The organism is Pseudomonas sp. TR47, from assembly GCF_044143025.1.
GTDB lineage: Bacteria > Pseudomonadota > Gammaproteobacteria > Pseudomonadales > Pseudomonadaceae > Aquipseudomonas > Aquipseudomonas putida_E.
The window spans coordinates 1-20066 of the sequence record NZ_JBHFCS010000021.1 but is presented as its reverse complement, the minus strand read 5'-3'; the positions used below and the strand labels follow the sequence as shown (position 1 = coordinate 20066).

Here is a 20066-nt window from a genome sequence, read left to right as displayed (position 1 = left end):
AGACGTTAGTTGCCTGTAATGGCCCTATCGTCGGTAAGCCCGCCCCCCGCAAGTACCCACACCTATAGGTACTGCACTGTACCTGTGCAAGCCGGCTTGCCGGCGATAGGGCCGGTGATGCTTCAGTTCAAATCAGCCTCGGGCACCGTCGTTCGCTGTGCAATGGCCGCTGGCTGCCAACGCTGGCGCGCCACGGCCAACACTTCAGCCGGCGTCGCCGTCAACAACTGGGGGTCGGCTTCCTGGCCCAATGCCCGCAACGCCCGCAACAGCAACGGCGTCGCCTGGCCAGCCTCAAGGGGCGGCGAACGGTACGACTTGCCCAGCTTGTGCCCATCAGGTTGCACGATCAGCGGAATGTGCAGGTAGCGCGGCTGGGAAAAGCCCAGCAATTCCTGCAGGTACAGTTGGCGCGGCGTGTTGTCGAGCAGGTCGGCCCCGCGCACGATGTCGGTAACACCTTGCCAGGCATCATCCAGCACAACGGCCAACTGGTACGCATACAGCCCGTCGCGGCGCTGAATCACGAAATCGCCCACCTCGCGGCCAAGGTGTTGCTGGAACGCCCCTTGCACCCGGTCGGTAAAGCGGTAGAGCAGTTCTGGCACCCGCAGGCGGATGGCCGCGCCTTCACGGGCATGCCCGGCGTTGCGGCAAAACCCTGGATAGATGCCGTTGTAGCCTTCGAGCTGCTTGCGCGAACAGGTGCAGGCATAGGCCAGGCCCATATTGAACAAGCGCTCGACCACTTCTGCATAAGCCGGGTGGCGCTGGCTCTGGAAGACAACCTCGCCGTCCCACTCCAGCCCATAGCGCTCCAGCGTCTGCAGGATTGCATCACGGGCGCCCGGCATTTCCCGGGGCGGGTCGGTGTCTTCCACGCGAAGCAGCCAACGGCCATCGACCGCACGGGCGTCAAGCCAGGAGGCGAGGGCTGCGACCAGCGAGCCGAAGTGCAGAAAGCCGCTGGGGGTGGGGGCGAAGCGTCCGATGTAGCGGGAGTCGTTCATGGGTGGTCGTGCGTATGAAATGAAACGGGGCGCATGATGCGCCCCGTTCGGGTAGGAGAAGGATCAGCCTTTGCCGACTGTTTTTTCCTTTTTCTCCGCGATTTCCTTGCAGTCGAAGCACAGGTCGGCAGTCGGACGGGCTTCCAGGCGGCGCAGGCCGATCTCGATACCGCAGGAGTCGCACCAGCCGTATTCGTCGTCCTGAATTTTCTGCAGGGTCTTGTCGATCTTCTTGATCAGCTTGCGCTCGCGATCGCGGTTGCGCAGCTCAAGGGCGAATTCCTCTTCCTGGCTGGCGCGGTCGGCCGGGTCCGGGAAGTTGGCCGCTTCGTCTTTCATGTGATCAACGGTGCGATCCACACTGACCATCAGCTCGCCTTTCCAGGCATTGAGCAGCTTGGTGAAGTGCTTTTTCATGGGCTCGCCCATGTACGCCTCACCCTTGCTTTCGACGTAGGGCTCGACACCGTACATGGTCTGGACTTTTTGCTTTTCTACGGTGGACATGAATAGACCGCCTCTCACTCATCTGATCCAATGCGCAGGATGCTCCATCTCCGGCACCCGCCGGCCCTGCGACTGCGAGCCGCCGAACTTACCAGATAGATCGGGGGTGCGCTAGCCCGCCCGGTCCTAGCTGTTGACAGCGCCGTGAAGCGCACGTTCGGTGCCGCGCAGAGGTAGAATCACCAGTTTAGACCCAATTGAGAGAAGGTCATGGCTCACCCCTACAGTGCGCGCAGCCGCGCCATCGAACCCTTCCACGTCATGGCGTTGCTGGCGCGGGCCAACGAGCTGCAAGCGGCCGGTCATGATGTGATCCACCTGGAGATCGGCGAGCCGGACTTCACCACTGCCGCGCCTATCGTCGAGGCAGGCCAGGCAGCGCTGGCTGCCGGGCATACCCGCTATACCGCCGCGCGTGGCCTGCCGGCACTGCGCGAGGCGATTGCGGGTTTTTACGACCAGCGTTATGGCGTTGCGGTGGACCCTGAACGCATCCTGATCACCCCGGGGGGCTCTGGCGCGCTGCTGTTGGCCAGCAGCCTGCTGGTCGACCCGGGCAAGCACTGGCTGTTGGCAGACCCCGGCTATCCATGCAACCGCCACTTCCTGCGACTGGTCGAGGGTGGTGCGCAACTGGTACCTGTCGGGCCTGAGGTGAACTACCAGCTGACCGCCGACCTGGTGGCCCGCCACTGGAACCAGGACACCGTCGGTGCCCTGGTCGCCTCGCCAGCCAACCCCACCGGTACGGTGCTGGAGCGTGATGAGCTGGCCAGCCTGGCCAAGGCCACCCGCGAACGAAATGGCCACCTGGTGGTGGACGAGATCTACCACGGGCTGACGTACGGCATGGACGCTGCGAGCGTCCTGGAGGTGGATGATTCGGCATTCGTCCTGAATAGTTTTTCCAAGTATTTCGGCATGACCGGGTGGCGGCTTGGCTGGCTGGTTGCCCCGCCTGACGCCGTGGCCGATCTGGAAAAGCTGGCGCAAAATCTGTACATCAGCGCGCCCAGCATGGCCCAGCACGCCGCACTGGCCTGCTTCCAGCCTGAAACCCTGGCAATATTCGAAGCGCGCCGCGCCGAGTTTGCCCGTCGTCGCGACTACCTGTTGCCCGCCCTGCGCGAACTGGGCTTTCGCATTGCCGTGGAGCCGCAGGGCGCGTTCTATCTATATGCCGACATCAGTGCCTTCGGTGGCGATGCCTTTGCCTTTTGTCGGCACTTTCTGGAAACCGAGCACCTGGCGTTCACGCCGGGCCTGGACTTTGGTCGCCACCTGGCTGGCCATCATGTGCGCTTTGCCTACACCCAGAGCCTGCCGCGGCTGGAGGAAGCGGTCCAGCGCATCGCCCGTGGCTTACGGAGCTGGCAAGGCTGATGGTGTTCTTTCCTCCACTCGAGCAGGGGCGGCTGTTGCGCCGCTACAAGCGGTTCCTGGCGGACATCGAACTGGCCAATGGGGAGCAACTGACCATCCATTGCCCCAACACCGGCTCCATGCTCAATTGCATGCGTGAGGGCGGGCAGGTCTGGTTCAGTCGCTCCAACGACCCCAAGCGCAAGCTGCCGGGCACCTGGGAAATCAGTGAAACGCCCCAAGGGCGGCTGGCCTGCGTCAACACGGGGCGGGCCAACGCGCTGGTCGAAGAAGCGCTTCGCGCCGGCGTGATCCGAGAGCTGGCGGGCTTCACTGCACTCAAACGTGAGGTGGCCTACGGTGAAGAAGGCAGCCGGGTGGACTTTCGCCTGGAGTTCGACCACGGGCCGGCCTACGTCGAGGTCAAGAGCGTGACACTGGGGTACCCGGACACGGCAGTGGCCGCTTTCCCGGATGCTGTCACCCAGCGCGGTGCCAAGCACCTGCGCGAACTGGCGACGCTGGCCCGGCAAGGTATACGTGCGGTGCAGTTGTACTGTGTGAACCTGACAGGCATCGAAGCGGTGCGCCCGGCCGACGAGATCGATGCGGCTTATGCCCGGGCACTGCGCACCGCGGTGGCGGATGGAGTAGAGGTGCTGGCCTATGGTGCGCGCCTGGATACCGGGCACATCGTCATCGACCGTCCGCTACCGGTGCTGCTCAACCCCTGAGCCAGATGCCCTGGCTATCTTCCAGGCAGTCCAGGGCCTGCAGCGCGTCACCTTCGCAGGGGCCTGCCACGCATTCGCCATTCTCAATCAGGAACAGCGCCCCGTGATGGGCGCAGTGGATCAGGCTGGCACTGTCATCGAGAAATGCGTCCGCCTGCCAGTTCAAGGGGATACCCCGGTGCGGGCAGCGGTTGCGATACAGGTGCACACGGCCCTGGCGACGCACGCCGAACAGTTCGGTGCCGTCTACGCTGAAGGCGCGGCTGTGGCCCTCGGCCAGCACTGCGGAAGTACAAAGGAAGTGCATTTGCGGGAACGACTCGTGAAACAAGTGATGGCTTGACGCGTCAATGCGAATAATTATCAAATTGCCCGCTATCGCTGCGCCCGGTTGTCTATGGTGCGCAGTTCCGCCGTTCGCCACAAGGCGTGTGGCTCGCCTTCAGAAGGAATCCGATGATGCGTCGTCCCGCTGTCTTGCTTGCCTTGTGTGTGGCCCTGGTTGCTTGCACCCAAGCCCTGGCCGCCGACCTGCCACAGCGCTGGGTCAGTGCTGGCGGCGCATTGAGCGAGTGGATCAGCGCACTGGGCGGCGAGCCGCGCCTGGTGGGTGTGGACACCACCAGCCAGCATCCTGAGTCACTCAAGGGCCTGCCAAGTATCGGTTACCAGCGCCAGTTGTCCGCAGAGGGCATTCTCAGCTTGCGCCCGGATGTACTGGTGGGCACAGAAGAGATGGGGCCGCCACCTGTGCTTGCGCAAATCCGCAAAGCCGGCGTTCGGGTGGAGCTGTTCTCCAGCAAGGCTGACCTCGCCGCCGTGGATGCAAACCTCGAGCAGTTGGGTATGTTGCTCGGCGCCGAGCAGAAGGCCGCGCAACTCGTTGCCGATTATCATCAGCAGCTCGAGGTATTGCAGGAGCAGGTCAAGCAGGCCCAGGCCAGCCACAAGGTGCCGGGTGTGCTGTTGCTGGTCGGCCATGCCGGTGCCAAACCGCTGATTGCCGGGCAGGGCACCGCAGGTGACTGGCTGCTGCGTCAGGCAGGTGGGCGAAACCTGGCGGAGCATCAGGGATACAAGAACTTCTCCAATGAGGCGTTGGCGGCGCTGGACCCGGATGTCGTGGTGTTCTCCGACCGCGCCTTGGTCGGCGACCAGGCCCTGCAGGCACTGCTCAAGGAAAACCCGGCCCTGAACGCCTCCCGCGCGGTACGCGACAGGCGCCTGGTGCCACTCGACCCGACCTTGCTGGTTGGCGGCCTGGGCCCGCGCTTGCCGCTGGCCCTGCAAGACCTGGCGGCTGCGCTCTACCCGGCGGCAAAGGTCAGCTTCACGCAATGAAGCCGCGCGTGCAGCCACGTACACTGATTATCTGCCTGAGCCTGCTGTGCCTGTTGGCGGTATGGCTGTCACTCGCGTTGGGCCCTGTGAGCTTGCCGCTGTTCGATACCTTGCGCGCGGGCCTGCGGTTATCGGGGCTGCGCATCGATGGCGAAGGCCTGCAGCAGGCCGAAATGATCCTGGGCCAGATTCGCCTGCCACGCACACTGCTGGGTTTGGCAGTGGGGGCGGTGCTGGCGCTGTGCGGTGTGGCCATGCAGGGGTTGTTCCGCAATCCGCTGGCCGACCCTGGGCTTGTGGGTGTCTCCGCCGGTGCCGCAATGGGCGCCGCAGTGGCTATCGTTGGCGGTAGTTGGTTTGGCGGCATGCCTGAGGCTTTCGCACCTTACTTATTGTCACTGTGCGCCTTTGCCGGCGGCCTCGGGGTCACCGCGCTGGTCTATCGCCTTGGGCGGCGCGACGGGCAGACCAATGTGGCCACAATGTTGCTGGCCGGTGTAGCCATGACTGCGCTGGGGGGCGCGGCGGTTGGCCTGTTTTCCTATCTGGCCGACGATGCCACCCTGCGCACGCTGACCTTCTGGAACCTGGGCAGTCTCAATGGTGCCAGCTACGACCGGCTGTGGCCGTTGCTGATCGTTGCCGCAGGCGTCGCGCTGTGGTTGCCGCGCCGGGCGCGGGCGCTCAATGCCTTGCTGCTGGGCGAGTCCGAGGCGCGGCACCTGGGGATCGAGGTGGAGCGGCTCAAGCGCGAGTTGGTGTTCTGCACGGCCTTGGGTGTGGGAGCGGCCGTTGCGGCGGCGGGGCTTATCGGCTTCATCGGCCTGGTGGTACCGCACCTGGTGCGCTTGCTGGCCGGGCCTGATCACCGCGTGGTGTTGCCCGCCTCGTTGTTGGCCGGCGGCGTGCTGATGCTGCTCGCCGACCTGGTGGCGCGGTTGGCTCTGGCGCCGGCCGAGTTGCCGATCGGTATTGTCACGGCATTTATCGGTGCGCCGTTTTTCCTGGTTCTGCTGATCAGAGGGCGCAGCTGATGTTGCAAGTCGAGGGCCTGTACCTGCGTCGTGGTGGGAATGAAGTACTGCAAGACCTCCACCTGCAATTGCTCCCGGGCCAGGTCATGGGCGTGCTCGGGCCGAATGGTGCAGGCAAGAGCAGCCTGCTGGGCGTGCTGTGTGGCGAGCTGTCGCCCGGCCAAGGAAGCGTGACGCTGCAGGGCCGGCCGTTGGCCGATTGGCCTGGGCAGGCGCGGGCCAGGCGCCTGGCGGTGTTGCCGCAGGTGTCCAGCCTGGGCTTTGCGTTCAGGGTCGAGGAAGTGGTGGGCATGGGGCGAATGCCGCATGACAGCGGCCAGGTGCGTGACGCTGAGATCGTTGAGGCGGCCCTGCGCGCGGCGGATGCCTGGCACCTGCTGGGTCGCAGTTACCTGGCTTTGTCGGGCGGAGAGCGGCAACGGGTGCATCTGGCCCGCGTACTGGCTCAGCTTTGGCCGGGTGAGGAGGGGACTACGCTGCTGCTTGACGAGCCGACCTCGATGCTCGATCCCTTGCACCAGCACACCACCTTGCAAGCCGTGCGCAGTTTTGCCGATCGCGGCGCAGCGGTATTGGTGATCCTGCATGACCTGAACCTGGCGGCGCGCTACTGTGATCGTATCCTGTTGCTCGAAGGCGGCCGTGCCCATGCTCTGGCGTCGCCGCAGGAGGTATTGACGCCCAGGGCGCTCAAGGCCGTGTTCGGCATTGACGTATTGGTGCAGGCCCATCCGGAACGGGGGCATCCGCTGATCATCACCCGCTAGGAGGCGTTGCCGATGCATCATTCCTTACTGTCTGGCGCGTTGCTGGGCTTGTTGCTGGCGTTGGGTGGCTGCCAGGCCAGCTTGCCGCCGTTACCCGCCTGGCAGAGTAGCGAGGGGCGTGACAGCGCAGACCTGGGGCAAATCCACGACCTGGCCAGTGGCAAGGTCATCAGCCCGGAACAGCTGGTCGAGCAACTGGCTGGCGTACCGCGAGTGCTGGTAGGCGAAAAGCATGACAATGCCGACCATCACGCCTTGCAACTTTGGTTGATCCGCGCCATGCAGGCCCGGCGTGCCCAGGGCAGCCTGCTTCTGGAAATGCTGCAACCGCAGCAGCAGTCACGGGTCGATGCGGTTGAAGGCCAGGCCCGGTTGCCGCAGGACCTGCCCAAGGCCCTGGCGTGGCAGGAGGGCTGGGACTGGCAGCTGTACGGGCCGATCGTACGTGAAGCACTGGGTAACCATATTCCCCTTCTGGCCGCCAACCTGTCGCCTGGCGAAATGCGCCAAGCCTACCGGCAGGCGGCGGCGGTGCCGGGGGCGCAGTCCAATGCCCCGTCAGTAAAGGCGGCATTGCTCGAGCAGGTGAGGGTCGGGCACTGTAATTTGCTCCCCGAGAGCCAGTTGCCGGCCATGCTGGCCGTTCAGCAACAACGTGACCGGCGCATTGCCGAGCGGCTGCTGGCAGCGCCGCAGCCGGCCTTGTTGTTCGCCGGTGCATTCCACGCACGCAAGGACCTGGGCGTGCCGCTGCACCTTGCCGACCTGGGGGCCGAGGGGCAGAGCAAAGTGCTGCTGTTGGCCGAGGTCGGTCAGCAGGTCGAGGCGGGGATGGCAGACTTTGTGTGGTATACGGCTGCGATGCCGGAGCAGGACTATTGCGCACGGTTGCGTAGGTAGACGGGGAAGCGCGAGCGCTGACAATGCAGTGACAAGCAAAAAAAAGACCCGGCAAAAATGCCGGGTCAATAACCGTGATTAGCCTGATGAGGAGATAATCTGAGAGTCCGAACCAGGGGCTTTCAGCTTATCCAACCAGTCTCGCGACCAGTTGTGATAATCATAACGATTCTCATTATCGAGTCAATCCCCATCTGATGTTTATTTTGCATTTTTTTGCGCAGGGCATTTCGCATCCAGTTGTTGATTGAGCGCTTGCTTGCGCTCGGCCGGCAAATCGTTCCAGTGCATGTCCAGCAGCGCGCCTTCAATGGCGTACAGCAACACCTTCGACGCCCGGAATCCTCGGGTTTTCACGGCCTGGTACGCACCTACCGCGCCGAGTCGACGCAAATCCGATGCACTGTGGATACCGGCCGCATGCAACCACTGCGCGGAGGTCTTTCCAAGATTCTTCAGATGCTGCAATTCATCGTTCATCGAGCCTCCTTGCGATGGCTGAACGGGTATTAGGGGATAAATCGCGAGCAGGTCAGAGAGGAGTGTAGCGGGGGTTGGAAAATGCGCGGCCTTTTGCCATCGGGGGCGACGAGATGCCCTGTTTGCGGTGGGTGCAGGAATGCGGGCCGGCCAATTGCCGGCCCGAATTGCGTTGAATCAAAGACCGGGCAAACGCTGACGGACCTGGTCGATCACCTGGTCCATGCTGCTGGCATCCTGAGTATCAACACGTGTGCTCTGCTGCAGTTCAACGTCATCCAATGGCTCACGGCTGGCCTGCTGTGCCTTGACCACTTCCAGGGTGGCGTCCGACGGGTCGCTATTCTGGGCCAGGCGCTGCGCCAGCCAACTGGCGATGACCGCCTCCGGGGCCTGGCAATCGAGGATCAGCAGTGGCACGCCGGTATCGCTCGCGACCTCGGCTGCGGCCTTGCGGTGTTCGTGCTTGAGGTAAGTGGCATCGAGCACTACCGGGAAGCCTGCGCGCAGGATGGTCGCGGCAAGCTGGTGCAGGCGCTGGTAGGTGGCGGTGCTGGCATCGTTGTCGTAGATGCCGGCTTGCAGTTGGCCTGCTTCGGCTTTCTGCTGTTCACCGAACAGGCGCTTGCGCTCCACATCGGAACGCACGCGCACGGCGCCCAAGGCTTCGACCAGGCGCATGGCGACGTGGCTCTTGCCCACTGCCGAGACGCCGTGGGTGATGGCCAGCAGGCGCGAAGGGATGGCGCTGTAGCTTTCAGCCAGGTTGGCGTAGTTGCGGTAGGTGCGCAGGCTGGTGGCGCGCTGCACGCCATCGGCATTGGCCGGCATGCTGAACAGGGCGATCTTGGCGCGGACCAGGGCGCGGTAGGCCTTGTAGAAGTTCAACACTTCCAGGCCTTCATAGTCGCCGGTCAGCTCCAGGTACTGGCTGACGAAGCGCCGCGCCAGGCATTTGAGGCCGCGGTCTTCCAGGTCCATGGCGAGGAAACCGGTGTCGGCCCAGACGTCGGTCATGCGGAACGGTTCATTGAACTCGATGCAGTCGAAGATCACCACCTTGCCATCGATCACGGTGGCGTTACCCAAATGAATGTCGCCATGGCATTCGCGGGTGAACCCATTGGCCTTGCGCGCCGCGAACAGGCCTTCAAGGCGTTCGAAACTGCTGCGCGCCCAGGCCTGCAGGTTGTCCAGCTGCTGCAGGTCGGCCTTGTCACTGAGGAATGGGCGGATCTGCTCGAAGTTTTGCTCGACCGGGGCCATGACGCTTTCAGGTGAGCCATAGGGCTGCTCGGCGGGCACTTTCGGAGTTTGCAGGTGGAATTCGGCGATCTGCCGGGCCATTTGGTCGATGTGCCCGGCATTGAGTTCACCGTTGGCCTGCAGGGTGTTGAGCATCTGCCCCTGCGGGAACTGGCGCATTTTCAGCGCGTACTCGATCGCCGCACCTTCACCGCCGAGCTGCGGGGCTTCGGCGCTGCCAGTGATCGGCAGCACTTCCAGGTACAGGCCGTCGGTCAGGCGCTGGTTCAGGCGCAACTCTTCGTTACAGAAATGCTGGCGCTGATCAAGCCCGGTGAAGTCGAGGAAGCCGAAATTCATCGGCTTCTTGATCTTGTAGGCGTATTCGCCAGTGAGCAGGACCCAGGAGATATGCGTCTCGATGAGTTGGAACCCGTCCACGGGGTGAGGGTAGAGGGCAGGGTTCTGCAACGCTTTGATCAAGGCTTGGCTCACGGGAAATCCTTCCGGGGGCAGGGAATTCGAAGGCGCCATTATGGTCAATGGTGCCGTCCCTGCATACCGCCAGAGGGCGCCTGCCCAGCCTTTACAAAGTGCGTATAATCCGCCGCCATGACTCGAACCCGAAATTCCCGTACTCCTAAGAAACGCCCGACCGGCCGCTCGCGCGCCTGGCTGGGCTGGGCGTTGAAGCTCAGCCTGGTCGGCCTGGTGATCGTTGCCGGCTTCGCGGTTTACCTCGATGCTGTCGTCCAGGAGAAGTTCTCCGGCAAGCGCTGGACCATCCCTGCCAAGGTGTACGCCCGGCCGCTGGAGCTGTTCGTCGGCCAGAAGCTGAGCAAGAACGACTTCCTCACCGAACTCGATGCCCTCGGCTACCGGCGTGAAAGCGCGGCCAATGGCCCGGGCGCTGCTGCTGTCAACGGTAACACCGTCGACCTCAACACCCGCGGCTTCCAGTTCTACGAGGGTATGGAGCCCGCGCAGTTCGTGCGTGTGCGCTTCTCCGGCGACTACGTTGCCGGGCTGTCCGGCGCCAACAATGGCAAGCTGGATGTGGTGCGCCTCGAGCCGTTGATGATCGGGGGTATCTACCCGAAGAACCTCGAGGACCGCATCCTGATCAAGATCGATCAGGTGCCGCCGTACTTGCTCGAAACCCTGGTGGCAACCGAAGACCGAGACTTCTACAGCCACTTCGGCGTGTCGCCAAAGTCCATCGCCCGCGCAATGTGGATCAACACCTCCTCCGGTTCCATGCGCCAGGGTGGCAGTACCCTGACCCAGCAGTTGGTGAAGAACTTCTACCTGACCAGCGAGCGCACCCTCAGCCGCAAGCTGACCGAAGCGATGATGGCCGTACTGCTGGAGATGCACTACGACAAGCGCGAAATTCTCGAGGCCTACCTCAACGAGGTGTTCGTCGGCCAAGATGGCCAGCGCGCCGTGCATGGCTTTGGCCTGGCCAGCCAGTTCTTCTTCAGCCAACCGCTGTCGGAGCTTAAATTGCACCAGATCGCCCTGTTGGTGGGTATGGTCAAAGGGCCGTCCTACTACAACCCGCGTCGCCACCCCGAGCGGGCGCTGGCGCGGCGTAACCTGGTCCTGGACCTTGTGGCCGAGCAGGGTGTTGCGAGCCAGGAAGCGGTCGATGCGGCGAAGAAGATGCCGCTGGGCGTGACCAAGCGAGGCAGCCTGGCCGACAGCTCGTTCCCGGCCTTCCTCGACCTGGTCAAGCGCCAGCTGCGCCAGGACTATCGCGACGAAGACTTGACTGAAGAGGGCCTGCGCATCTTCACCAGTTTCGACCCGATCCTGCAGATGAAGGCCGAAACCTCGATGAATGAGACCTTCAAGCGTCTGTCGGGGCGCAAAGGCGCTGACGAGGTCGAATCGGCGATGGTCGTGACCAACCCGGAAACCGGTGAGGTGCAGGCCATTATCGGCAGTCGTCAGGCCGGATTCGCCGGCTTCAACCGTGCCATCGATGCCGTGCGGCCGATTGGCTCGCTGGTCAAGCCGGCGGTGTACCTGACCGCGCTGGAGCAGCCGAGCAAGTACACCCTGACCAGCTGGGTGCAGGACGAGGCGTTTTCGGTCAAGGGCGCCAATGGCCAGGTGTGGCGCCCGCAAAACTATGACCGCCGCCCGCATGGCACCATTTACCTGTACCAGGGGCTGGCCAACTCCTACAACCTGTCGACCGCCAAGATCGGCCTGGAAGTGGGTGTGCCCAACGTCATCAAGACCATCGGCCGGCTCGGGGTCAATGTCGACTGGCCAGCGTTCCCGGCAATGCTGCTGGGGGCCGGTGGCATGTCGCCGATGCAGGTGGCGACCATGTACCAGACCATCGCCAATGGCGGTTTCAATACGCCGATGCGCGGCATCCGCAGTGTGCTCACCGCCGAAGGTGAGCCGCTCAAGCGTTACCCGTTCCAGATCCAGCAGACCTTCGATCCGGGCTCCATCTACCTGGTACAGAACGCGATGCAGCGGGTGATGCGCGAAGGTACCGGCCGCTCCGTGTACAACGTGCTGCCCAGGTCGCTGACCCTGGCGGGCAAGACCGGTACCAGTAACGACTCGCGTGACAGCTGGTTCTCAGGCTTCAGCCAGGACCTGCTGGCGGTGGTGTGGATGGGCCGTGACGATAACGGCAAGACGCCGTTCACTGGCGCCACCGGTGCCCTGCAGGTGTGGACCAGCTTCATGAAGAAGGCTGACCCGCTGCCGCTGGACATGCCGCAACCGGACAACGTGGTACAGGCCTGGATCGACCCCTACAGTGGGCAGGGTTCCGACGCAAGCTGTCCGGGGGCGGTGCAGATGCCGTATATTCGCGGGAGCGAACCGCCCGCCGGCGCGATCTGTGGCGGCGAGCAGAATCCGGCAGAATCGGTCATGGACTGGGTCAAAGGCTGGATGAATTAAGCCCTGGCAGCATTGATGAGGTGTGAAGTGAAAAAGTGGTGGTTTCCTGCCGTGACGGCACTGGTGGTGCTGCAGGGCTGTTCCAGCGTTCAGCGTGGCAACATCCCGGTTGTGGACTCAAGCACACGGGTGTCCAACAGTGAACGCGTGACGGCCAACCGCTCGGCGGCCGGCATCAGCAATGGCACCTCGCAGGCGCAGACCCTGCCTGAGGACTCCGGCGTGACCGTGATGATTCCGCAAGGTGCCGGTGCCACGGGCATCCAGACGTTCCCGGCAGGCAATGGCGTGGCCCCGATCAGCACCACGCCGATTACCACTGGCCCCGGCACATCTGCACCGATGACGACCAACCCCAACCCGATCGCCGACGAACCGTTCGACATCGCGTCGATGAACAGTGCCCCGGCCGCTGCCAGCGCGCCAACCGGCATTCCGCGCAGCAGTGCGGCATCCGGGGGGCTGTCGGCTGACGAGCAGCTCGATGGCCCGGTGCTGGCATTGTTGACCACCGCCCAGTCGCAACAGGGCAGTGGCGACTTCAACGGTGCGGCCTCGAGCCTGGAGCGCGCCCAGCGCATCGCCCCGCGTGAGCCGCAGGTACTGTTCCGTCTGGCGCAGGTGCGCCTGTCCCAGGGCGATGCGGCGCAGGCCGAGCAATTGGCGCGCCGTGCCCTGACCTATGCCAATGGTCGCCCTGACCTTCAGGCCGAGCTGTGGAACACCATCGCCCAGGCCCGTGAGAAGCAGGGTGACAGCGCCGGCGCCGCGCTGGCCCGGCAAAAAGCGCGGGTCAACTCCTGATGATCGAGCAGCGCATTCTGGACATCGCCGACCACCTGCTGCTCATCGAGCGTGAGTTGATCGTGCAGGGCTGGTGGGCTGACGAGCCGCCAAGCGATGAGGCGCTGGCCAGCACAGTGCCTTTTGCGGTCGATAGCATGAGCTTCGAGCAGTGGCTGCAGTGGATATTCCTGCCGCGCATGAAGATCATCATCGAGCTTGGTCAACCGCTGCCCAACGCCTCGAGCATTCTGGTGATGGCCGAGACGGTGTTCGTCGACCGGCCGGAGCAGAGTCGTGAGTTGCGGCGCCTGCTGGCAGAGTTCGATCAATTGATCGCTGCTTGAGCCTGATTTCTTCTCTTTTTCCTTCAGGGGCCGCAGATTGTGGCCCTTTTTTGTGAAAAAGTTATTTTTCCTGCTGCTGTGTCGGTTTTTAGTGGTGGCAGGAATTCATCTTGAGGAAAAATTGGCAATAATTTTTCTTGACTTGTAGCCGCCAAATCACAAGAATCCAGTTTCCGCTTTAGAGGGACTGCCAGAAGCAGACCCGCTAAGCAGATCATGAGGCGCACACCCGCGCCGACCTGTTACACCCCGCAACGCGTTACCTCGCGCTGGGTGGGATAACCCCGCAACACTCTGGGGTGCTCCCAATACTTGCTCAGTCAGTGCTGACGTTCGCTCATGCTCTGCTTGGCAGTAAACCTATTAAGACCCGTCCACTAGGGACGGTATTCTGGCGTTTTAGAGGTGAACAACGTGGAGCTTTTATCTGGCGCTGAGATGGTCGTCCGCTTCTTGCGTGACGAAGGCGTTAAGCACATCTACGGGTACCCTGGTGGTGCTCTCCTGCATGTTTACGACGCCCTGTTCAAGGAACCGGAAGTCGAGCACATCCTGGTTCGTCACGAGCAGGCTGCTACCCATATGGCGGACGGCTACGCCCGCGCCACCGGCAAGGCCGGTGTGGTGCTGGTAACCTCCGGCCCGGGCGCGACCAATGCCATCACCGGTATTGCCACCGCTTACATGGACTCGATTCCGATGGTCATCCTGTCCGGCCAGGTGCCTAGCACCATGGTGGGTACCGATGCCTTCCAGGAAACCGACATGATCGGCATCTCGCGGCCGATCGTGAAGCACAGCTTCATGATCAAGCACGCTACCGAGATCCCTGAAGTTCTGAAAAAAGCCTTCTATCTGGCGCAATCCGGCCGTCCAGGCCCGGTCGTGGTCGACATTCCAAAAGATATGACCAACCCGGCCGAGAAGTTCGAATACGTCTATCCGAAGAAGGTCAAGCTGCGCTCCTACAGCCCGGCAGTGCGTGGCCACTCCGGCCAGATCCGCAAGGCTGCCGAGATGCTGCTGGCTGCCAAGCGTCCGATCGTCTATGCCGGTGGCGGTGTGATTCTCGGTGGTGGCTCCGAAGCGCTGACCGAAATCGCCAAGTCGCTGAACCTGCCAGTCACCAATACCCTGATGGGCCTTGGCTGCTTCCCGGGTACCGACCGCCAGTTCCTGGGCATGCTCGGCATGCACGGTAGCTACACCGCGAACATGGCCATGCACAATGCCGATGTGATTTTCGCGGTCGGCGCACGCTTCGATGACCGCGTGGTCAATGGCCCGGCCAAGTTCTGCCCGAATGCCAAGATCATTCACATCGACATCGATCCGGCGTCGATCTCCAAAATGATCAAGGCCGATGTGCCGATCGTGGGCCCGGTCGACAGCGTGTTGAACGAGATGCTGGGCATCCTCAAGGAAATCGGCGAGCAGCCAGACAAGGCAGCGGCCGAAGCCTGGTGGAAGCAGATCGACGAGTGGCGCGGTAATGGCGACCTGTTCCCCTACAACAAGGGCGACGGCAGCGTCATCAAGCCGCAGACCGTCATCGAGACCTTGTGCGAAGTGACCAACGGCGATGCTTTCGTCACCTCCGACGTCGGTCAGCACCAGATGTTCGCAGCACAGTACTACCGCTTCAACAAGCCGAACCGCTGGATCAACTCCGGTGGCCTGGGCACCATGGGCTTCGGTTTCCCGGCAGCCATGGGCATCAAGCTCAATTTCCCGGATCAGGACGTGGCCTGCGTGACTGGCGAAGGCAGCATCCAGATGAACATCCAGGAGCTGTCCACCTGCATGCAGTACGGCCTGCCGGTGAAAATCGTCAACCTGAACAACGGCGTGCTGGGCATGGTCCGTCAGTGGCAGGACATGGCCTACAACGGCCGTCACTCGCACTCCTATGTCGAGTCGCTGCCTGACTTCATCAAGCTGGCCGAGGCCTATGGCCATGTGGGTATCCGCATCACCAGCCTGAAGGACCTCAAGCCGAAGCTCGAAGAAGCCTTCGCGATGAAGGACCGCCTGGTGTTCATCGACATCGCGGTCGACCGTACCGAGCACGTCTATCCGATGCAGATCAAGGATGGCTCGATGCGTGACATGTGGCTGAGCAAGACGGAGCGTACCTGATATGCGGCACATCATTTCCCTGCTGCTGGAAAACGAACCCGGTGCTCTGTCCCGCGTGGTCGGCCTGTTCTCCCAGCGCAACTACAACATTGAAAGCCTGACCGTGGCGCCCACCGAAGACCCGACCCTGTCGCGTCTGACGCTGACCACCGTTGGCCATGACGAAGTGATCGAACAGATCACCAAGAACCTCAACAAGCTGGTCGAAGTGGTCAAGCTTGTCGACCTGTCGGAAAGCGCTCACATCGAGCGTGAACTGATGCTGGTCAAGGTCAAGGCCACCGGTGCCCAGCGTGCCGAGATCAAGCGCACCACGGACATCTTCCGTGGCCAGATCGTCGACGTTACCGCCAGCGTGTACACCGTACAGCTCAGTGGTACCAGCGATAAACTGGACAGCTTCATCCAGGCCATCGGCACTGCATCGATTCTCGAAACCGTGCGCAGTGGCGTCACCGGCATTGCCCGTGGCGACAAAGTGCTCAGCATCTGAATTCAAAAATTAGCGATGGCTCCGCAGGGGCCGAGATATAACCAGGGGTATTTCATGAAAGTTTTCTACGATAAAGACTGCGACCTTTCCATCATCCAGGGCAAGAAAGTCGCCATCATCGGTTACGGTTCCCAGGGCCACGCCCAAGCGTGCAACCTGAAGGACTCCGGTGTAGACGTTACCGTCGGTCTGCGTAAAGGTTCGGCTACCGTTGCCAAGGCTGAAGCCCACGGCCTGAAAGTGGCCGACGTCGCCACCGCCGTCGCTGCTGCCGACCTGGTCATGATCCTGACCCCGGACGAGTTCCAGGGCGCTCTGTACAAGAACGAAATCGAGCCGAACATCAAGAAAGGCGCCACCCTGGCCTTCTCCCACGGTTTCTCGATCCATTACAACCAGGTCGTTCCACGTGCCGACCTCGACGTAATCATGATCGCGCCGAAGGCCCCGGGCCATACCGTGCGTTCCGAGTTCGTCAAAGGCGGCGGTATCCCTGACCTGATCGCTATCTACCAGGACGCCTCCGGCAACGCCAAGAACGTCGCCCTGTCCTACGCTTCGGGCGTTGGTGGCGGCCGTACCGGCATCATCGAAACCACCTTCAAGGACGAGACTGAAACCGACCTGTTCGGTGAGCAGGCCGTTCTGTGCGGCGGTACCGTCGAGCTGGTCAAAGCCGGTTTCGAAACCCTGGTCGAAGCTGGCTACGCGCCGGAAATGGCCTACTTCGAGTGCTTGCACGAGCTGAAGCTGATCGTCGACCTCATGTACGAAGGCGGCATCGCCAACATGAACTACTCGATCTCCAACAACGCCGAATACGGTGAGTACGTCACCGGTCCGGAAGTCATCAACGAAGAATCCCGCAAGGCCATGCGCAACGCTCTGAAGCGCATCCAGGACGGCGAGTACGCGAAGATGTTCATCTCCGAAGGCGCCACCAACTACCCATCGATGACCGCCAAGCGTCGCAACAACGCCGCTCACGGTATCGAAGTCATCGGCGAGCAACTGCGTTCGATGATGCCGTGGATCTCGGCTAACAAAATCGTCGACAAGACCAAGAACTGAGTCTTATCGAATGATGAAAAACGCGGCTTCGGCCGCGTTTTTTCGTTCTGGCATTCAGCTTCTGGTATAAAGCAGACCAGTGGCCTGCCGTCAGAACCTGTTTCGCGGGCCCGTGTCGAACATTTTCCATCCTGTTGCAAGGTACCCTCCATGAGCGAACGTCCCGAAGAGCCGAACAAGCCCTCCGACGCCGAAAGCCTGCTACCCGTCGATGAGCACGTTGAAGAAGGGCATGATGCCGAAGGGCGCAAGGTGCGCCATCGCGGTATCTATCTGTTGCCCAACCTGTTCACCACCGCCAACCTGTTTGCCGGTTTCTATTCCATCATCAACTCGATGAGCGCGCAGAGCGCCCTCAGTGCTGGCGACCCGCGCGAGGCGAGCAAGTACTTTGCCTTTGCCGCCATCGCCATCTTCGTGGCCATGGTGCTCGACGGCCTCGATGGCCGTGTCGCCCGCATGACCAACACCCAGAGCGCCTTCGGGGCCGAGTACGACTCGTTGTCGGACATGGTCGCCTTCGGCGTGGCCCCGGCCCTGCTGGCCTTTGGCTGGGCGCTGGGCGACATGGGCAAGGTCGGCTGGATGGTCGCCTTCATCTATGTGGCCGGTGCCGCGCTGCGCCTGGCGCGTTTCAATACCCAGGTCGGTACTGCCGACAAGCGCTACTTCATCGGCCTGGCCAGCCCAGCTGCCGCTGGTGTGGTCGCCGGTACCGTATGGGCCTTCAGCGACTATGGTATCCAGGGCTCCAAGTTGTCGTTCCTGGTGGCACTGCTGGTTGCCGCCGCCGGTATGTTGATGGTCAGCAACATCAAGTACAACAGCTTCAAGGAGCTCGACCTCAAGGGCCGCGTGCCGTTCGTGGCGATCCTGGCGGTGGTGCTGGTGTTTGCCGTGGTATTCAGCGACCCGCCGCGCATCTTGCTGCTGATTTTCCTTGCCTACGCCGCTTCTGGTCCGATCCAGTTCCTGCTCAAAGGCCGCCATCGTAAATCCTGAATGATTTAATGATGGAATAACCCTGCGGCTCCATAGTCTTACTGGTACATCCGTTAACCAGTGCTGTGGAGCCGTCATGCTCATAAAGCTTCCCAGGTCTTCCGATTGCAAGGCATCGGAGATCACTCCCGAAAGCATCTACCTTTCCCGTCGTACCCTGTTGGGTGGCTCCATGGCCGGCGTTGCGCTGGGTGCGATGCCCTTTGCGGCGCGCGCGGCCCAAACATCGCGTTACGCAGATGTCGAGGCAGGCAACGCACCGGCCTGGTTCACCAGCAAGCTGGCTGACACGCGTTGGCAAGCGGTGACGGTAAAAGACGAGGCGATCACGCCCTTCAAGGATGCCACTCATTACAACAACTTCTATGAGTTCGGGCCTGATAAAGGCGACCCCGCCGCCAATGGCGGGAGCCTGAAGACCGAACCCTGGTCGGTGGTGGTCGATGGTGAGGTTGGCAAGCCCGGGCGTTATGCGCTGGAAGACTTTGTCAAACCCTACGCGCTTGAGGAGCGTATCTATCGGTTACGCTGCGTGGAGGCCTGGTCAATGGTCATCCCCTGGTTGGGCTTTCCCCTGGCGCAAGTGCTCAAGCAGGTTGAACCGACCTCAAAAGCGCGTTATGTACGGTTCGAGACCCTGCAGGATCCGCAGCACATGCCGGGGCAGCGTTCGGGCTTCGCGTTGATCGATTGGCCGTACGAAGAGGGCTTGCGCCTGGATGAGGCGATGAACCCGCTGGCCATCCTGGCGGTCGGCATGTATGGGCGCGAGTTGCCCAACCAGAACGGTGCGCCGCTGCGCCTGGTGGTGCCGTGGAAGTACGGGTTCAAGAGTATCAAGTCGATCGTGCGGATCAGCCTGGTGGCCGAACGGCCGCGCACGACCTGGGAGAGTCTTGCGCCTGATGAATATGGTTTCTATGCCAACGTGAACCCCGAGGTCGATCACCCGCGCTGGAGCCAGGCGCGCGAACGGCGCCTGCCCAGTGGCCTGTTCAGCCCCAACGTGCGACAGACACAGATGTTCAATGGCTACGCCGATGAAGTGGCGTCGCTGTACGCTGGCCTCGACCTGCGGAAGAACTATTGATGCGTTATCCCTGGCTGCGCCTGGCTATCTTTATAGTGGGTTGTCTGTTTCCGCTGTGGTGGTTGTATGAGGCGGCGATGAACCTGCTCGGACCGGACCCGGGGAAGATCCTTATGGATCGGCTTGGGCTGGGGGCGTTGATCTTCCTTTTGATCACGCTGAGCATGACGCCGCTGCAGAAGCTGACAGGCTGGTCGGGGTGGATCGTTGTGCGTCGGCAACTGGGGTTGTGGTGTTTTGCCTATATCGTGCTGCACCTCCTTTGCTACCTGTTCTTTATCCTGGGGCTCGATTGGGGGCAGTTTGCCGTCGAGCTGCGCAAGCGGCCGTACATCATTGTGGGGGCGCTCGGCTTCCTTGGCTTGCTGGCGTTGGCGGTGACTTCCAATCGTTACAGTCAGCGGCGCTTGGGCGCGCGCTGGAAGAAACTGCACAAGCTTGTGTATGTGATTCTCGGTTTGGGCCTGCTGCACTTCCTGTGGATTGTGCGCTCCGATCTGCGCGAGTGGGCGATCTACGCGGCCATTGCTGGCGTGTTGATGGTGCTGCGGGTGCCGGCGGTGGCGCGGCGAGTGCCTCGAATCATGGGGCGTCGGGGAAGGGTGGCTTCCTAGGCGCTAAAAGGACAATGGCGAACACCTGCTGTGCTTGATAGGGCCATTTCCGCCTATATTTCAATTTCTTGAAATTAAGCCTTGACGGGCGTTCGAATCCCCTTATAATGCGCCCCACTTCCAGCGTAGTCGGAACGAGAAACTCCTTGAAATTCAAAGAGTTGCTTAATCCAGGTAGTGCTGGTGGTGCTTCGATCGCCTGATCGATAGCGG

At 62.1% G+C, this 20066-nt stretch carries 21 protein-coding genes; 15 read left to right on the top strand and 6 right to left on the bottom strand.

Annotated features, from left to right (window positions below; translation table 11 throughout):
- Positions 1-122 precede the first annotated feature (122 nt).
- On the bottom strand, positions 123-1010 hold the full coding sequence (gene gluQRS / locus ACEWE8_RS19910) for a tRNA glutamyl-Q(34) synthetase GluQRS (protein ID WP_046788167.1): 888 nt from the start codon (positions 1008-1010) through the stop codon (positions 123-125).
- Between the two features lie 63 nt (positions 1011-1073).
- The gene (dksA, locus tag ACEWE8_RS19905) at positions 1074-1517 is read right to left on the bottom strand and encodes an RNA polymerase-binding protein DksA (protein ID WP_039604811.1); all 444 of its coding nucleotides are present in this window, start codon (positions 1515-1517) and stop codon (positions 1074-1076) included.
- A 210-nt stretch (positions 1518-1727) separates the two neighbouring features.
- On the opposite strand from dksA, the gene ACEWE8_RS19900 reads away from it, so the two are divergent.
- The gene (locus tag ACEWE8_RS19900; RefSeq protein ID WP_046788168.1) at positions 1728-2900 is read left to right on the top strand and encodes a pyridoxal phosphate-dependent aminotransferase; all 1173 of its coding nucleotides are present in this window, start codon (positions 1728-1730) and stop codon (positions 2898-2900) included.
- Complete coding sequence (gene sfsA, locus ACEWE8_RS19895) at positions 2900-3613, top strand: DNA/RNA nuclease SfsA (protein ID WP_046788169.1); 714 nt, start codon at positions 2900-2902, stop codon at positions 3611-3613. Before ACEWE8_RS19900 ends, sfsA begins: the two co-directional genes overlap by 1 nt.
- On the opposite strand, the gene ACEWE8_RS19890 is transcribed toward sfsA, so the two are convergent.
- Positions 3603-3920: a Rieske (2Fe-2S) protein gene (locus ACEWE8_RS19890; protein WP_046788170.1), complete on the bottom strand. Its 318-nt coding sequence runs from the start codon at positions 3918-3920 to the stop codon at positions 3603-3605. The two genes, sfsA and ACEWE8_RS19890, sit on opposite strands and share 11 nt — an antisense overlap.
- Positions 3921-4069: 149 nt before the next feature.
- On the opposite strand from ACEWE8_RS19890, the gene ACEWE8_RS19885 reads away from it, so the two are divergent.
- Genes ACEWE8_RS19885 through ACEWE8_RS19870 form a run of 4 tightly spaced genes read left to right on the top strand, consistent with a single transcriptional unit; the run spans position 4070 to position 7655 of the window.
- Entirely contained in the window at positions 4070-4954 is an 885-nt protein-coding gene (locus ACEWE8_RS19885) for a hemin ABC transporter substrate-binding protein (protein WP_046788171.1), read from the top strand.
- Positions 4955-5004: 50 nt separating this feature from the next.
- Entirely contained in the window at positions 5005-5988 is a 984-nt protein-coding gene (locus ACEWE8_RS19880) for an iron ABC transporter permease (RefSeq protein WP_174142464.1), read from the top strand.
- Entirely contained in the window at positions 5988-6755 is a 768-nt protein-coding gene (locus ACEWE8_RS19875) for a heme ABC transporter ATP-binding protein (RefSeq protein ID WP_046788173.1), read from the top strand. The genes ACEWE8_RS19880 and ACEWE8_RS19875 overlap by 1 nt, the downstream gene beginning before the upstream one ends.
- 12 nt (positions 6756-6767) lie before the next feature.
- Positions 6768-7655 (top strand): ChaN family lipoprotein, encoded by an 888-nt coding sequence (locus ACEWE8_RS19870; protein ID WP_395589355.1) that lies wholly within the window; start codon positions 6768-6770, stop codon positions 7653-7655.
- A gap of 201 nt (positions 7656-7856) precedes the next feature.
- Here the strand turns inward: ACEWE8_RS19870 and ACEWE8_RS19865 are convergent, their stop codons facing one another.
- Positions 7857-8135, bottom strand: coding sequence for a TfoX/Sxy family protein (locus tag ACEWE8_RS19865; RefSeq protein WP_012312680.1), 279 nt, complete (start codon positions 8133-8135; stop codon positions 7857-7859).
- A 177-nt stretch (positions 8136-8312) separates the two neighbouring features.
- Positions 8313-9875 (bottom strand): bifunctional aminoglycoside phosphotransferase/ATP-binding protein, encoded by a 1563-nt coding sequence (locus ACEWE8_RS19860; protein WP_119688260.1) that lies wholly within the window; start codon positions 9873-9875, stop codon positions 8313-8315.
- 117 nt (positions 9876-9992) lie between these two features.
- On the opposite strand from ACEWE8_RS19860, the gene mrcB reads away from it, so the two are divergent.
- The 9 genes from mrcB to msrQ all read left to right on the top strand — a co-directional run bounded on the left by mrcB (position 9993) and on the right by msrQ (position 19853).
- The gene (gene mrcB / locus ACEWE8_RS19855) at positions 9993-12314 is read left to right on the top strand and encodes a penicillin-binding protein 1B (protein ID WP_046788176.1); all 2322 of its coding nucleotides are present in this window, start codon (positions 9993-9995) and stop codon (positions 12312-12314) included.
- A 15-nt stretch (positions 12315-12329) separates the two neighbouring features.
- The gene (locus tag ACEWE8_RS19850; protein ID WP_046788177.1) at positions 12330-13118 is read left to right on the top strand and encodes a M48 family metallopeptidase; all 789 of its coding nucleotides are present in this window, start codon (positions 12330-12332) and stop codon (positions 13116-13118) included.
- The gene (locus tag ACEWE8_RS19845; RefSeq protein ID WP_012312684.1) at positions 13118-13444 is read left to right on the top strand and encodes a YqcC family protein; all 327 of its coding nucleotides are present in this window, start codon (positions 13118-13120) and stop codon (positions 13442-13444) included. Before ACEWE8_RS19850 ends, ACEWE8_RS19845 begins: the two co-directional genes overlap by 1 nt.
- A gap of 414 nt (positions 13445-13858) precedes the next feature.
- Positions 13859-15583, top strand: coding sequence for an acetolactate synthase 3 large subunit (locus tag ACEWE8_RS19840; protein ID WP_115275469.1), 1725 nt, complete (start codon positions 13859-13861; stop codon positions 15581-15583).
- Between the two features lies 1 nt (position 15584).
- On the top strand, positions 15585-16076 hold the full coding sequence (gene ilvN / locus ACEWE8_RS19835) for an acetolactate synthase small subunit (RefSeq protein ID WP_003250040.1): 492 nt from the start codon (positions 15585-15587) through the stop codon (positions 16074-16076).
- Positions 16077-16130: 54 nt separating this feature from the next.
- The gene (ilvC, locus tag ACEWE8_RS19830; RefSeq protein ID WP_012312686.1) at positions 16131-17147 is read left to right on the top strand and encodes a ketol-acid reductoisomerase; all 1017 of its coding nucleotides are present in this window, start codon (positions 16131-16133) and stop codon (positions 17145-17147) included.
- Positions 17148-17297: 150 nt separating this feature from the next.
- On the top strand, positions 17298-18149 hold the full coding sequence (gene pssA / locus ACEWE8_RS19825; RefSeq protein WP_012312687.1) for a CDP-diacylglycerol--serine O-phosphatidyltransferase: 852 nt from the start codon (positions 17298-17300) through the stop codon (positions 18147-18149).
- A gap of 76 nt (positions 18150-18225) precedes the next feature.
- On the top strand, positions 18226-19239 hold the full coding sequence (gene msrP, locus ACEWE8_RS19820) for a protein-methionine-sulfoxide reductase catalytic subunit MsrP (RefSeq protein WP_046788178.1): 1014 nt from the start codon (positions 18226-18228) through the stop codon (positions 19237-19239).
- Positions 19239-19853 carry a protein-methionine-sulfoxide reductase heme-binding subunit MsrQ gene (gene msrQ / locus ACEWE8_RS19815; RefSeq protein ID WP_046788179.1) on the top strand — a complete coding sequence of 205 codons (615 nt, stop codon included), beginning with the start codon at positions 19239-19241 and terminating at the stop codon, positions 19851-19853. Before msrP ends, msrQ begins: the two co-directional genes overlap by 1 nt.
- Here msrQ and ACEWE8_RS19810 read toward each other — a convergent pair.
- The coding region (locus ACEWE8_RS19810) for a hypothetical protein (RefSeq protein ID WP_395589354.1) at positions 19822-20066 on the bottom strand (245 nt) is incomplete at its 5' end. The genes msrQ and ACEWE8_RS19810 overlap by 32 nt on opposite strands.